The organism is Curtobacterium sp. MCBA15_013, from assembly GCF_001865095.1.
GTDB lineage: Bacteria > Actinomycetota > Actinomycetes > Actinomycetales > Microbacteriaceae > Curtobacterium.
The window spans coordinates 74,269-88,526 of the sequence record NZ_MJGQ01000004.1 but is presented as its reverse complement, the minus strand read 5'-3'; the positions used below and the strand labels follow the sequence as shown (position 1 = coordinate 88,526).

The window sequence follows — 14,258 nt, the reverse complement described above, 5'->3', positions numbered from 1 at the left end:
TCCACGTCGGTTTCGTGGTTCCGCACCGAGCGCGCGCTGCGCGCCCGCACGCACACCGCCCCGCGCCGCGCCGAGCCGCGCCGCGCCGCACAAGCAACGTCACCCGGAACCGCGCGATGGCGCAGTTCCGGGTGACTTCCGTTGTGCGGAGGCGAACCGAACCGCCTAGTAGGCGACCCCGAAGCGCGCCTGGTGGTGCGCCGGCGAAGCGATCTCGTCGACGAAGGCGATCGCGAAGTCCTCGCCGGAGATGTCCGAGTTGCCGTCGGCGTCGGTGAGCAGGACGTCGTCAGTCGTGCGGTAGGTGCCACGACGCTCGCCGGGGTTGTAGCCGCCGAATGCAGCCGCCGGGCTCACGTAGAACCAGTCGACCTCGGTGTCCGACGCGCGGAGGGCCTCGAGGACCTGACCGTGGCTCTTCGCCTCGCCCTTGAACGCATCGGGGAACTCGGCCGTGTCGTACAGCGCTGGGCCGCCCTCGGCGACGAGCAGCGAACCGGCTCCGCCGACGATGCCGAGGCGCGCACCGGCAGCAGCGGCTGCGTCGACGAACGGCTGGAACGCGTCCTTCAGCTCGCTGCCGTCCGCCTGCACCGCGTGGAGCGCGACGACGATGACGTCCGCACCCTTCGTGACCTCGGCGACGAAGTCCTGGTCGAAGGCGTCACCCTGCGCGAGGGTGAGCCCCTCGGCCGGCTCGAGCTTCGAGGTGTCGCGGGCGACGGCGGTGACGGCGATGCCGCGGGAGAGGGCCTCGCGGGTGATGGCGGAGCCGGCGTAGCCGGTGCCACCAAAGACGACGATGCTGGTCATGGAGCAGTCCTTTCGTGGAACGTTGACACTCACCGTACAAGCGTTACTCTCTTTGAGTAAGTAGGCACCTCACGGTGCGTAACGGAGGTCGTCGTGTCAGCACTCGAGTACAGCCCCTACGCCGCCGAGTGTCCCTCGCGACAGCTGCTCGACCGCATCGGCGACCGGTGGAGCGTCCTGACGATCGGCACCCTCGCCGACGGTCCGGCACGCTACTCGGCGATCGCCACCCGCGTGCAGGGCGTCTCGCAGAAGATGCTCACGCAGACGCTCCGGGCGCTCGAGCGCGACGGACTCGTCACCCGCACGGTCTTCCCCGAGATCCCGCCGCACGTCGAGTACGAGCTGACCGATCGCGGCCGGTCCCTGCGCGAGGTGCTGAAGCCGCTCGAGGACTGGGCGACCTCGCACATGGACGACGTCGCGGTCTCCCGCGAGCAGTACGACACCCGGCCTCGCTGAGCGCTCCCGGAATCCCCGCGCGACCGCGGTGGTTGCCTGGGGACATGCGATCAGTCGTCTACTCGAAGCCCGGTGACTCGTCCGTCCTGACCCTCGAGGAGCGTCCGCTCCCGGATCCCGGTCCCGGCGAGGTCCGTGTCCGTGTCGTCGTCTCGGGCGTCAACCCCACCGACTGGAAGGCCCGTGCCGGCGGCACCTACGGCGACGGCCTGCCGTTCCCCGAGATCACGCCGAACCAGGACGGCGCCGGAGTCGTGGACGCGGTCGGCGAGGGTGTCGACGGACTGTCCGTCGGTGACCACGTCTGGCTGTACATGGCGGCTGCGAGTCGCCCGACCGGCACCGCCCAGGAGTACACCGTCGTGCCCGCCGCCCGTGCCGTCCCGCTGCCGGAGGGCACGAGCTTCGACGTCGGCGCCTCGCTCGGGGTGCCGGCGATGACCGCGCACCGTGCCCTCACGACGCACGAGCACGGTCCGGACCGGCTCGCTCCGGAAGCCCTCGACGGCAAGACGGTGCTCGTCGCCGGCGGTGCGGGAGCCGTCGGACACGCGGCGATCCAGCTCGCACGCTGGGCCGGCGCCACCGTGGTCACCACCATCAGCTCGGACGCGAAGGCGTCGCTCGCCACCGCCGCCGGGGCGCACCACACGGTGAACTACCGCGACGAGGACGCCGCCGCGCGGATCCGCGAGATCGCCCCCGACGGTGTGGACATCGTCGTCGAGGTCTCGATCCCGCAGAACGCCGGGCTCGTCGCCGAGGTCCTGGCGAACCACGGCGTCGTGTCGATCTACGCGAACAACGGCGGCGACGAGGCCACCCTGCCGATCCGCCCGAACATGAGCGTCAACGCCCGCTACCAGTTCCTGCTGCTGTACACGATCGGCGACGAGGCCCTCGCGGCAGCGGCCGAGGACGTCACCGCGGCACTGCGCGACGGTGTGCTCCCCGTCGGCGAGGACGCGGGCCTACCGCTCGTGCGGTTCGCCCTGGAGGACACCGCGGCAGCGCACGACGCCGTCGAGCAGGACACCGTCGGCAAGGTGCTGATCGACGTCAGCGCGGAGTGACGAAGCGCTGCGTCCGCCCGGGTCGGGTGGACGCAGCGCTCCGGTCGTCGGCGCCGCGGGGCTGGTTCAGCGGGCGAGCGCAGCGGCGAGGCGTGCCTCGAAACGGCGGCGGGCAGCGACCCGCTCCCGCTCGATGTTGGCGGCGATGACCTCGAGGTCTTCGTAGTCGGCGTCGGTCGTGTCGTCGGTCCAGTTCGGGGTGTACACCCGGGACCGACCGAAGGGCTTCGGTTCGGGGGTCACGATGGTCATGTGGGGATGGTACGTCGAGCGTCCGACAAATCGTGTGCGCATCACGGGCCTTTCCTGCGGTTGCGGTCGCGGTCCGGGAACGGGGTCGCGAGCGAGAACGCGATGGCCATGAACGAGGCCATCAGCGCGACGTACTTGGCGTCGAGGTCGGTGAACGCGTCCGGCGCCGGCGAGTCCACGGTGAGCATGCCGAACGAGTACTCCTCCGACCGGATCACGACCGAGACGTACGAGCGGTAGCGCGGTTCGAACCCCGGCAGGTCCTCGTCGGCGTCGACGTCGGTGGCACGGTCGCCGACCACCCGCGGGCCGCCGCCGACCAGCACCCAGTCGAGGTTGCGGTCGCCGTACGGGGTCCCCGCCCGGAACACGCCGGCGGTGTCCTCCGCACCCCCGTGCCCGATGGGCTCGAGGCCCCGCAGGTCCTCCGACAGCTGGTAGACGTTCGCACGGACGTCGGGCACACCGGGGAGCAGGTAGAACGCGAGGGCCACGGCGACCCGGTCCGCGAACGCCGGCAACTCCTGCCGGCGGTCCCGGCGGCGCAGCTCGGCGAACCGGGCGAGCCGCGTGGCGAGCTGCCCGAACGCGTACCGGACGGCCGTCCCCTGCTCGAGCTCGGTCGACCGCGCCACCGCCGCCGCAGCCGTGACCGACGCCTCGGCCCGTCGAGCGCGCACGACCTGCACGACCACCGCGGCCGCCAGCACGACCAGCCCGAACACGACGAGCGAGACCTTCACCCCCGGAGCCACGACGAGGTTCGGCAGCTGGAAGGCAGCGGTCGGCGCCGTCGCGACCACGATCGGCCAGACGACCGCTCCGGCCCGGCGTCGCCCACGACCCGTCGTGGCCTGGTCCCCTGTCATGTCGACGACGCTAGGACACCCCACCGACGCTGACGGAGTTGTCCACAGGGTGACGTTGTTGTCCCCTGCAACGCGGACTTGACCCCCGAACAGGGGGCGAGCACGATCGGGCCATGAAGCAGCGAACGAACCTCAGAGGCCTCGCCCTCGCCGGAGCCGCCGCAGCAGCCGCGGCCATGACCCTGCTCGGCGGTGGCCTCGGCGCGACCGCAGCGAGCGCCGCCACCGTCTCACCGCAGGTCATCGGCGGCGAGCAGGCACCGAGCACCCCGTGGGAGGTGCAGCTCGTCTTCCAGCAGGGCGGCACCGGCACGTACGGGTGCACCGGCGAACAGCTCAACGCCTCGTGGGTGCTCACCGCCGAGCACTGCGTCGACGGCACCACGGCGATGAACGTCTATCACTCGAACAGCACGACGAACCGGGGCGCGGCGACCGCGGCGGACCGGCTCTACTCCGCGCCGTCCGGGGACATCGCGCTCGTGCACCTCAGCACGCCGAAGGCCCTCTCCTCGTACGCCCAGCTCGACCTCGGGTACACCACGAAGAGCTCCGGCACCGGCACGATCCTCGGCTACGGCAACCGTGCGAACAGCGTGCCGACGACCGGGCTCTACCAGGCGACCGTCAACCTCACGGGGAGCTCGACGGACGCGTACGGCGGACGCGCGCAGCACGTCACCGGCGTGACCGGCGCCTCGAACCACGGCGACTCCGGCGGCGCGCTCGTCGTGAACGGCAAGGTCGTCGGCGTCTGCTCGACCGGCGACGTCGCCGACCCCGGCGCGAACACCCACGCCGGTTCGAACTACGCCGTCCTCACCCAGTCCGCCAGCTGGATCCGCTCGACCGCGGGCGTCTGACCCAGCGCACCCACCACGGGTCGGGAGGCGCGGTGCGGGCCCGCACCGCGCCTCCCGTCCTCCCGTGCGCACGACCGGTGCCGCGCTCGGTCGCTCTCCACAGGTCGCGTTGCGCGCCCCTGCGCGTCGTCTGCACCTGGTAAGCAAGACGCATGACCGACGTCTCCACGCCTGCGCCCGGAACCAGAGCACTCGTCCTCGGCGGTGGTGGCGTCGCCGGCATCGCCTGGGAACTCGGGGTGCTGTCCGCCCTGCAGGACGCCGGGGTGGACCTCGACGCCGCGGACCTCGTCGTCGGGTCCAGCGCCGGCAGCGTCGTCGGCACCTTCGTCCGCTACGGCGCGGTGCAGCAGGCGTACGACCAGCAGCACGCAGCCGTCCCGACGACCTACGAGGAGCCCGTCCCGATCGACGGCGAGGACTTCCAGCAGCGCATCGGCGCCGTGCTCGACGGAGCGTCGTCCGACCAGGACGCCCGTGCCCGACTGGGCCTCCTCGCCCAGCGCACCACCGACGGGCAGACCGACGACGAGCGCACGGCCACCTTCGCCGAGACCCTCCCGTCGACGGAGTGGCCGGCGAAGCCGCTCGCCCTCACCGCGATCGACGCGACCGACGGCACCTTCCGCGTGCTCACCGCGGCCGACGCCGTGCCGCTCCCCCGCGCCGTCGCCGCGAGCTGCTCGGTGCCGCTCGTCTGGTCACCGGTCGGGATCGAGGGCCGCCCCTACGTCGACGGGGGCATGCGCTCCGCCACGAACGCGGACGTCGCCGCCGGGTACGAACGCGTCCTCGTGATCGCGTGCGGTCCCGAGGGGCCGTCGCCGCTCGGGCCGTGGCTCGACGTCGCGGTCGAGGGGCTCCGGGCGGCCGGTAGCTCGGTCGAGGTCGTCGTCGCGGACAGCACCTCGCAGCAGGCCTTCGGCACGAACTCGCTCTCGCTGTCGACTCAGGCACCCGCCGCCGATGCCGGACGGACGCAGGGCGCTGCCGTGGCCGAGGGCATCGCCGCGTTCTGGGCGTGAGTTCTCCACAGACCGCCGAGTGACCGTGTCGGGTTCCGGGAGCGCCGCTAGCGTGGGTGCATGACGACGCCGTTCTCGGACCTCGACCAGTACACAGCCCTCCCCCGCGTGGACGGGATCGCGGTGAGTCCGGACGGCTCCCGGGTCGCGCTGACCGTCAGCGTGCTCGACGCCGACGGCACGGGCTACCGGCGGTCGGTCTGGGCGGTCCCCGGAACCTCGGACGCTGCGGCCGCTCCGGTGCGCTTGACGCGCTCGGCCAAGGGCGAAGGCGGCGTCTCGTTCACGCGCACCGGTGACCTGCTGTTCGTCTCCGGCCGCCCCGACGGCGACGGCGACAAGGACAGCGACGCCGCACAGCTCTGGGTCCTCCCCGCCGCCGGTGGTGAGGCACGACCGGTCACGAAGCTCGCGGGCGGGGTCGGTGGCGTCCTCGGCACCGCATCGCACACGGACACGGTCGCGGTCACGGCCGGGCTGCTGCCGGGTGCCGGCACGGACCGGACCGGCGTGGTCGCCGCCGACGCCGAGCTGCGCGGACGCCGGAAGGACCGGAAGGTGCAGGCGATCCTGCACGAGACGTACCCGGTCCGGTTCTGGGACCACGACCTCGGCCCCGACGAGACGCACGTGCTGACGCTCGACCTCGGGACGCTGCAGGAGAAGGCGGCCACACCGTCTGCGACCGCCGCCGATGCCTCCGATGACGAGGCCGGGCCGTCCTACCCGGCGCACCTCCCCACACTGACCGACCTGACGCCCGCCCCGGGGCGCTCGCTCGAACACGTTGACGGGGTCCTCACGCCGGACGGCTCGGTCGTCGTCGCCACGGTCGGCGTGCAGGAAGCCCGCGAGTCCCGTTCGACGATCGTCGCGTTCGACGTCGCGACGGGCACGCGCACCGTGCTGCTCGACGACCCCGATGTCGACCACGAGATGCCGACGATCAGCCACGACGGCCGGACGCTGGCGTGGGTCCGGACCGAGCGGTTCACACCCCGCGGTGCGACCGAGCAGGAGATCTGGGTCGCCCGGTTCGACGGGTCCGCGCTGTCCGACGCGAGGCGGATCGCGGTCGAGTGGGACCGCTGGCCGAACGAGCTCGTGTTCGCGCACGACGACGGTGCGCTCCTGGCGACGGCGGACCACGACGGTCGCGCACCGGTGTTCCGGCTCCCGCTCGACGGCGGCGCCGTCGAACAGCTCACCCACGACGACTGGGCGTACTCGAGCCTGCGCGTGGCGGCGGCGAGCGGGACCGTGGTGGCGCTCCGTGCCTCCTGGGCCGCGCCGCTGCACCCCGTCCGGATCGAGGCCGACGGCACCGTGACGACCCTGGCGACACCGGCGCCGCTGCCCGAGGTGCCCGGCCACCTCGAAGAGGTCGAGACGACCGCGGCCGACGGCTCCCGCGTCCGCGGCTGGCTCCTCCTGCCGAACGACGATGCCGGCACCGCCCCGTACCCGCTGCTGCTCTGGATCCACGGTGGTCCGCTCAACTCGTGGAACCAGTGGTCCTGGCGGTGGAACCCGCAGCTCGCGGCGGCCCGCGGGTACGCCGTGCTGCTGCCGGACCCCGCACTGTCGACCGGGTACGGACTCGACTTCATCAACCGCGGCTGGAACGCGTGGGGGCAGGCTCCGTTCACCGACCTCATGGCCATCACCGACGCGGTCGTCGCCCGTGACGACGTCGACGAGACCCGGACGGCCGCGATGGGCGGGTCCTTCGGCGGCTACATGGCGAACTGGGTCGCCGGGCACACCGACCGGTTCCGGGCGATCGTCACGCACGCCAGCCTCTGGGCACTCGACCAGTTCAACGGCACGACGGACATGTCGCAGTACTGGCAGTCGATCTTCGACGAGACCGGTCTGCACGAGAACGACCCTCACCGGTTCGTCGCGGACATCACGTCACCGATGCTCGTGATCCACGGCGACAAGGACTACCGGGTGCCGATCGGCGAGGGGTTGCGTCTCTGGTCGGAGTTGGCGGAGCACCACGCTGCGGACGACGGGACGATGCCGCACCGGTTCCTGTACTTCCCGGACGAGAACCACTGGGTGCTCAAGCCGCAGCACTCGGTGGTCTGGTACGAGACGGTGTTCGCGTTCCTCGAGCAGCACGTGCTCGGGGGCGAGTGGCGGCGGCCGGAGTTGCTCGGGTAGCGGGCGGGCTCCGCGCGGGCGCGCGGGGCGCCGGCGCGCGCGGCACCGGCGCGCGGCGTGTCACACGCGATCCGCGACACGGCACGAGTCGATCGACGCGTGGAATGTCGATCACCGCACCCATCACCCGTGGCCCGCCCGTGACCGCACGGTCTGCGACGTTCCGCGCGTCGATCGACACGCGGAACGTCGCGAACACCCAGCCCAGCCCAGCCCCGCCCGCCCTCAGACGAACGCAGCCTGCCCCGTGATCGCCCGCCCCACGATGAGCGTGTTCACCTCGCGCGTCCCCTCGTACGAGTAGATCGCCTCGGCGTCCGCGAAGAACCGCGCGACACCCTTCTCGAGCACGATCCCGTTGCCGCCCTGCACCTCGCGGCACCACCCCACGGTCTCGCGCATCTTCGCCGTCGCGAACGCCTTCGCCATCGCCGAGTGCTCGTCTGCCCCGGTGCCGGCGTCCTGCATCGCCGACGCCTGCGTGCACAGTGCGATCGACGCGGTGATGTTCGCGAGGGACTTCACGAGCAGGTCCTGCACCATCTGGTGCGCTGCGATCGGCTTGCCGAACTGCACGCGGGAGCGGGCGTAGTCGAGCGCGGCCTCGTAGGCGCCGACCGCGATGCCGATCGCCTGCCACGCCACCTCGGTGCGGGTCAGGCGGAGCACTTCGGCGGTCGCGCGGAACGAGTCGGCGTGCTGCAGCCGGCGCGACTCCGGCACCCGGACGTCGGTCATGACGATGTCGGCGTTCTGCACCCCGCGGAGTGCGATCTTGTCCTCGATCTTCGTCGCCGTGAACCCCGGGGTGTCCGTCGTGACGAGGAAGCCCTTCACCTGACCGTCGGCGACGTCCTTCGCCCAGATCACGACGACGTCCGCGAAGGTCGCGTTGCCGATCCAGCGCTTCTCGCCGTCGAGCACCCACGTGTCGCCCTCGCGCCGGGCCGTCGTGCGGAGCCCCCGAGCGGAGTCGCTGCCGGACAGCGGCTCGGTCAGCCCGAACGCCCCGACGAGCTCGCCCGAGGCCATCCGCGGCAACCACTCCTGCTGCTGCTCGTCACTGCCCGCCACCGCGATCGAGTTCATCGCCAGGCCGGACTGCACGCCGATGAACGTCGCGACGCTGGCGTCCACACGCCCGAGCTCGAGCGCCGCCCACCCGCGGTACACGGCCGAGTTCTCGAACTGCCGGACGAGCGGGATGGCCGGCCCGTACATGCCGAGCTCGGACAGCGGCTTGATCACCTGCATCGGGAACTCGGCGCGCGCCCAGTACTCGTCTGCGATCGGGCGCACGTCGGACTCGAGGTACGTGCGCAGCCGTCCGAGTGACTCGCGCTCCTGGTCGGTCAACCCCTCCTGGAACCGGTAGAAGTCGGACTCGAGGAGCGCGGGGATGGCCGTCGTCAGTGACATACACTGATCGTGCATCATTCTGCGAAACGTTGCAAGGGAGGAGCGCGTGTACACATCGGATTCTGCGCTGCGCGCGTTCCGGGAGGCGCGACACACCTTCATCGCCGGCTCACGCATCGACATGGGCGCGCTCGCCACCTCGCTCGGCGTGGACCGCACGTCGCTGTTCCGGTGGGTGGGCAACCGTGACCGGTTGCTGTCCGAGATCCTCTGGTCCCTCGCCGTGCCGACGTTCGACGCGGCTGCCGCCGCGGCTGCTCCCGCCGGAGCCCCGCGCATCGTCGACGTGCTCGACCGGTTCACGGCGGACCTGATCGACGCGCCCTACTTCCGGTCCTTCCTCACCCGCGAGCCCGCACGGGCACTCCGTCTGCTGACCACCACCGAGAGCGATGTGCAGAGCCGCTTCGTCGGCCGGGTCACCGCCCTCGTCGAGGAGCAACGCGTCGCCGGCGCGTTCGACCCGACGCCACTCTCCGCCGAGGAGCTCGCCCGACTGCTCGTCCGGATCTCCGAGTCCTTCACGTACGCCGACCTCATCTCCGGCCAGACGCCCGACCCCGAACGCGCACGAGCCACGTTCGAGTACGTCCTCCGACCGACCACGACAGGAGCCCGATGACCATCGCCGACTACCCCTTCGTCCGGCTCTACCCCACCCGGTGGAACGACAACGACATGTTCGGGCACGTGAACAACACGATCTACTACAGCGCGATGGACAACGCGGCGACGTACTGGTTCCGCGAGGAAGCCGGCCTCGACCCGTTCGCGTCCGAGTGGATCGCCGTGCTCGTGTCGTCGAGCTGCCGGTTCGTCGAGTCGGCGGTGTGGCCCGACGTCATCGAGGTCGGGATGCGGTCGAAGCACCTCGGGAACACGAGCCTGTCGTGGGAGTTCGGCCTGTTCCGGCAGTCCGACGGCGCGCTGCTCGCGACCGGGGAGTTCGCGCACGTCATCATCGACCGCGAGGGCGCTCGTCGGCCGATCCCCCTCCCGGACGACCTGCGCGAGCTGGTCACCGCCACGATGGCGACGCCCGCGGCAGTCCACTCCGACTGACGCGCACAGAACCAATGACCATTCGAACCGGGCAGAACCGCGGTTCGCTTGCAGTTTGGTTCTGCCACGACTGCCCGAACCAAGGCCGGATAGCTCGCGTCAGCCCTTCAGCGCCGCCAGCTCGAGGTTGATGTCGTCGGGGTCCTGCACCGACAGGATGACCATGCCCGCGTCACCGAGGTCGGTCACCTCGCCGTGCTCCACCCCCGCCGCGTCGAGTCGCGCAGCCGCCTCGTGGAGTTCGTCCACCGACCCGACGACGAAGCTCACGTGGTCGAGGCCGACCGTCTCCGAGTCGAACCGCTGCCCCGCCGGCGCGACTGGACGGAGCCCGAACACCTGGTCGCCCAGACGGAAGACGCTGCCGCCGTAGAAGCGCTCCCGGTCCTCGCGGACGCCCGGCTCGTCGACCTGGTCGCTGAAGTCGATCGCGGGGTCGGTCCCGAGCAGCCGCTGGTAGAAGGCCTTGCTGCGGTGGATGTCGGTCACGGTCACACGGACGTGGGCGAGTGCGGTGGGTCGGGCGAACGGTTCGGTCACGGGGAGTGCTCCTCAGGGAAGGGGCCGGCAGGGTCCGGCACCACCCCGACGCAACGCGCCCCACCTGACCGGACGCCCCGACGGTGCGGCGACCGGACAGCGCGCCGCGTCGAACCACGAATCCGACATCGTACCAGGCCGGTGCCCTGGTTCGATGTCGGTTCCGTGGTTCGAAGCGAGATCGCCCGCACGACCACCGAGCGCGGCGGCCGCCGCGCTAGATCAGGTCGTCCGTCAAGTGGTTCGGCGTGCCGAAGCGGTGCGCCGTGATCGACACCGCCTGCTCCCGCACGAACGGCAGGACCTCGAGGCGCCCGGCCTCGGTCACCGGCTCCCCGTACACGGCCACGTCCGGCCGCCCACCGATCGCCGTGTACAGCGCCGACGTGTCGCCACCGATGAGCCGCACGCGCCCGGACGGACCACTCGCCACCGCCGAGGCGAACGCCGCGTCGGAGTGCGACTGCGTCAGCGACCGGACGTTCGGCAGCGCCCGGACGGCCGATGCGACACCGGCCGGCAGGGTCGACACGGTCGAGACGTCGATCGTGGCGCCGGCTCGGACGGCCGCTGCGATCACACGGACGAGATCAGCGACCCCGTCGGCCGACGACGACGATGCCAGGCGCACCCGCACCGCCGGGTACGGCAGGTACCGCGCGATGTTCCGCTCCGCCGTCAGCGCGGACACGTCGGTCGCCGTGCCGAAGAGCGACGCCCACGCCTGCTCGTCGGACGCCACGGCCCGGTCGAGCGACGGCGACGCCACCCCGGCGGCACGGACGAACGCGGCGACCGCGGACGAGGGAGACGAACCGGACGCGGCCGGAGCAGGCGCCCAGGACCCGAGTCCGAGCAGGTAGTTCAGCCCACCGGCCTTCGTCCCGGCACCGACGGCCGACTTCTTCCACCCGCCGAACGGCTGGCGGCGGACGATCGCGCCCGTGATGCCACGGTTGACGTAGAGGTTGCCCGCCTCGATGCGCCCGAGCCAGGTGCCGATCTCGGCGCGGTCGAGGGAGTGCAGGCCCGAGGTCAGGCCGTAGTCGACCTCGTTCACGATGTCGATCGCCTCGTCCAGCGTGCGCGCGGTCATGATGCCGAGGATCGGCCCGAAGTACTCCGTGCGGTGGAACGCCGACCCGCGGCGGACACCGTCACGGACGCCGGGGCTCCAGAGCGTGCCGGAGTCGTCGAGCTTCGCGGGCTGCACCGCCCACGACTCCCCCGCGCCGAGCGTCGTCAGGCCGTCCAGGAGCTTGCCTGCGGCGGGCTCGATGACCGGCCCCATCTGCGTGGTGGGGTCGGTCGGGTAGCCGACGGTCAGCGACGACACCGCGTCGATGAGCTGCGAGCGGAAGCGTCGCGAGGTGGCGACCGAGCCGACGAGCACGACGAGGGACGCGGCCGAGCACTTCTGCCCCGCGTGCCCGAAGGCCGAGGCGACGACGTCCTTCACGGCCAGGTCGAGGTCGGCGGACGGGGTGACGATGATCGCGTTCTTGCCCGAGGTCTCGGCGAGCAGCGGCAGGTCCGGCCGGAAGGACCGGAACAGCGAAGCGGTCTCGTACGCCCCGGTGAGGATCACCCGGTCGACGAGCGGCGACGCGACGAGCTGCTGCCCGAGGTCGTTCTCCGACACCTGCAGGAACGCGAGCACGTCGGCCGGGGCGCCCATGGCGTCGAGCGCGGTCTCGATGATCGACGCGAGGACGGCACCGGAGCGCTCGGCGGGCGGCGCGGGCTTCAGCACGACGGCGGACCCGGCGGCGAGCGCGGCGAGGGTGGACCCGGCGGGGATCGCGACCGGGAAGTTCCACGGCGGCGCGACGAGCGTGAGGGCGGCCGGGGTGAAGGACGCACCGTCGACCTCGTCGAGCTCGGACGCGAGCGAACCGTAGAAGTGCGCGAAGTCGATCGCCTCGGACACCTCGGGGTCGGCCTGGTCGATGGTCTTGCCAGTCTCCGACGCCATCACCTCGACGAGGGCCGCCCGGTTCGCCTCGAGGGCGTCGCCGACGGCGTGGAGCACCGCGCCACGCGCGGCACCGGACCAGGTCCCCCAGACGGCACCGGCGTCCCGGACGCGACCGAGCGCGGTGTCGAGCGCCGTGGCGGAGTCGACCCGCGCCTCCTGGACGGCACGGACGCCGAGCGTCGACGAGGCGACCCGGTCCGTGATGGCCGCACCCCACGATCGCACCGCGGCGACCGACGGGTCGCTGTCCGGCGTGTTCTCGAAGTGCCCCGGGCCGGGGCGACCGACGGCGGCGTAGCGGTCGGCGACGCGGTGCGATGCGGGGGCATCGAGCCCACCGGGCAGTGCGAGGGGGGCGAGCGACGTGCGGAAGCGCTCCTCTTCGCGGGCGAACAGGGCGGGCGAGGACACCAGGGAGAACACCGCGGACATGAAGTTCTCCTGCGACGCGCCTTCCTCGAGGCGGCGGATCAGGTACGCGATCGCGACGTCGAACTCCTGCGGGTGCACGACGGGCGTGTAGAGCAGGAGCGATCCGACGGTGTTCTTGACCGCTGAAGCCTGCCCCTGCGCCATGCCGAGCAGCATCTCGAACTCGATGCCGTCCCGGACGCCGCGCTCCCCGGCGAGCAGCCAGGCGTGCGCGACGTCGAAGAGGTTGTGGCCGGCGACCCCGACGCGGACGTTCTCGATGCGCGACGGCGTCAGCGCCCAGTCGAGCACGCGCTTGTAGTTGGTGTCGGAGTCCTGCTTGGTGTGCCAGGTGGCGAGCGGCCAGCCGTGCACCGACGCCTCGACCTGCTCCATCGGCAGGTTGGCGCCCTTGACGAGGCGGACCTTGATGCTGGCGCCACCGCGGGCACGGCGGGCGGCGGACCACTCCTGCAGGTGCTCCATCGCGGCGAGCGCGTCGGGCAGGTACGCCTGGAGCACGATGCCGGCTTCGAGGCCGAGGAACTCCGGCTCGTCGAGGAGCTTCGTGAAGACCGCGATGGTGAGGTCGAGGTCCTTGTACTCCTCCATGTCGAGGTTGATGAACTTCGCCGGGGACGCCGATGCGGCACGGCGGAACAGCGGGCGGAGCTTCTCGATGATGTCCTCGACCGCGTGGTCGAACGCCCACGGGGAGTGCGGGTGCACGGTGGAGGAGACCTTGATCGACACGTAGTCGACGTCGTCGCGGGCGAGGAGCTTGTGCGTGCCCTCGAGTCGGCGGGCTGCTTCGCCCTCGCCGAGGACGGCCTCGCCGAGCAGGTTGACGTTGAGCCGGACGCCGTCGCGCTTGATCTTCGCGATGGCCGGCCCGAGCTTGGCGTCGGTCGCGTCGACGATGAGGTGGCCGACCATGTCGCGGAGCACGCGGCGGGCGATCGGGACGACGATGCCGGGCAGCGCCGGTGCCATCCCACCGCCGAGTCGGACGAGCCCGCGGAGCGCTGCGGGCAGGAAGCCGGGCGCACCGGGCGCGATGGCACGGAGCTTGCGTGCGGCGACGCCGAGGTCCTCGGGGCGGACGACGCCGTCGACGAACCCGACGGCGAAGTCGAGGCCGGCGGGGTCGGCGAGCACTCCGGCGAGCTGCTTCGCCGAGCCGTCGACCGGGTAGGTCTCGGCTTCGGCGAGCCACTGTCGCACGAGCGCGACGGACTGGTCCGCGAGGGCGTCGTGGTCGGTGGCGGGGTGCTCGTGCAGGGTCGTCATGGCATCAGTGTGGAGCCCGCCATGCTGAA

13 protein-coding genes are annotated in these 14,258 nt (G+C 71.8%); 7 read left to right on the top strand and 6 right to left on the bottom strand.

Annotated elements, in window-relative coordinates; translation table 11 throughout:
- Positions 1 to 165 precede the first annotated feature (165 nt).
- Positions 166 to 813 carry an NAD(P)-dependent oxidoreductase gene (locus tag BIV01_RS02505; RefSeq protein ID WP_071301845.1) on the bottom strand — a complete coding sequence of 216 codons (648 nt, stop codon included), beginning with the start codon at positions 811 to 813 and terminating at the stop codon, positions 166 to 168.
- A gap of 93 nt (positions 814 to 906) precedes the next feature.
- On the opposite strand from BIV01_RS02505, the gene BIV01_RS02500 reads away from it, so the two are divergent.
- Positions 907 to 1,275, top strand: coding sequence for a winged helix-turn-helix transcriptional regulator (locus BIV01_RS02500; RefSeq protein WP_070418612.1), 369 nt, complete (start codon positions 907 to 909; stop codon positions 1,273 to 1,275).
- A 44-nt stretch (positions 1,276 to 1,319) separates the two neighbouring features.
- Positions 1,320 to 2,348: an NADPH:quinone reductase gene (locus tag BIV01_RS02495; protein ID WP_071301844.1), complete on the top strand. Its 1,029-nt coding sequence runs from the start codon at positions 1,320 to 1,322 to the stop codon at positions 2,346 to 2,348.
- A gap of 66 nt (positions 2,349 to 2,414) precedes the next feature.
- Here BIV01_RS02495 and BIV01_RS02490 read toward each other — a convergent pair whose 3' ends face one another.
- Together BIV01_RS02490 and BIV01_RS02485 are read right to left on the bottom strand one after the other, a co-directional pair.
- Entirely contained in the window at positions 2,415 to 2,600 is a 186-nt protein-coding gene (locus BIV01_RS02490; protein ID WP_022907754.1) for a hypothetical protein, read from the bottom strand.
- Between the two features lie 41 nt (positions 2,601 to 2,641).
- Complete coding sequence (locus BIV01_RS02485; RefSeq protein WP_071301843.1) at positions 2,642 to 3,469, bottom strand: GAF domain-containing protein; 828 nt, start codon at positions 3,467 to 3,469, stop codon at positions 2,642 to 2,644.
- A 113-nt stretch (positions 3,470 to 3,582) separates the two neighbouring features.
- Here BIV01_RS02485 and BIV01_RS02480 point away from each other — a divergent pair, with 113 nt between their 5' ends.
- The 3 genes from BIV01_RS02480 to BIV01_RS02470 all read left to right on the top strand — a co-directional run bounded on the left by BIV01_RS02480 (position 3,583) and on the right by BIV01_RS02470 (position 7,529).
- Positions 3,583 to 4,332 carry a trypsin-like serine protease gene (locus tag BIV01_RS02480; protein ID WP_071301842.1) on the top strand — a complete coding sequence of 250 codons (750 nt, stop codon included), beginning with the start codon at positions 3,583 to 3,585 and terminating at the stop codon, positions 4,330 to 4,332.
- Positions 4,333 to 4,484: 152 nt separating this feature from the next.
- The gene (locus tag BIV01_RS02475) at positions 4,485 to 5,357 is read left to right on the top strand and encodes a patatin-like phospholipase family protein (RefSeq protein ID WP_071301841.1); all 873 of its coding nucleotides are present in this window, start codon (positions 4,485 to 4,487) and stop codon (positions 5,355 to 5,357) included.
- Positions 5,358 to 5,417: 60 nt separating this feature from the next.
- Positions 5,418 to 7,529, top strand: a complete 2,112-nt coding sequence (locus tag BIV01_RS02470) for a S9 family peptidase (RefSeq protein WP_071301840.1) — start codon at positions 5,418 to 5,420, stop codon at positions 7,527 to 7,529.
- A gap of 225 nt (positions 7,530 to 7,754) precedes the next feature.
- On the opposite strand, the gene BIV01_RS02465 is transcribed toward BIV01_RS02470, so the two are convergent.
- Positions 7,755 to 8,948 (bottom strand): acyl-CoA dehydrogenase family protein, encoded by a 1,194-nt coding sequence (locus BIV01_RS02465; protein ID WP_071301839.1) that lies wholly within the window; start codon positions 8,946 to 8,948, stop codon positions 7,755 to 7,757.
- Between the two features lie 46 nt (positions 8,949 to 8,994).
- On the opposite strand from BIV01_RS02465, the gene BIV01_RS02460 reads away from it, so the two are divergent.
- Positions 8,995 to 9,570, top strand: a complete 576-nt coding sequence (locus BIV01_RS02460; RefSeq protein ID WP_071301838.1) for a QsdR family transcriptional regulator — start codon at positions 8,995 to 8,997, stop codon at positions 9,568 to 9,570.
- Positions 9,567 to 10,010 (top strand): acyl-CoA thioesterase, encoded by a 444-nt coding sequence (locus BIV01_RS02455; RefSeq protein ID WP_071301837.1) that lies wholly within the window; start codon positions 9,567 to 9,569, stop codon positions 10,008 to 10,010. Before BIV01_RS02460 ends, BIV01_RS02455 begins: the two co-directional genes overlap by 4 nt.
- Positions 10,011 to 10,109: 99 nt before the next feature.
- Here BIV01_RS02455 and BIV01_RS02450 read toward each other — a convergent pair whose 3' ends face one another.
- On the bottom strand, positions 10,110 to 10,550 hold the full coding sequence (locus BIV01_RS02450) for a VOC family protein (RefSeq protein ID WP_071301836.1): 441 nt from the start codon (positions 10,548 to 10,550) through the stop codon (positions 10,110 to 10,112).
- Between the two features lie 217 nt (positions 10,551 to 10,767).
- Entirely contained in the window at positions 10,768 to 14,229 is a 3,462-nt protein-coding gene (locus BIV01_RS02445) for a proline dehydrogenase family protein (RefSeq protein WP_071301835.1), read from the bottom strand.
- Between the last annotated feature and the right edge of the window lie 29 nt (positions 14,230 to 14,258).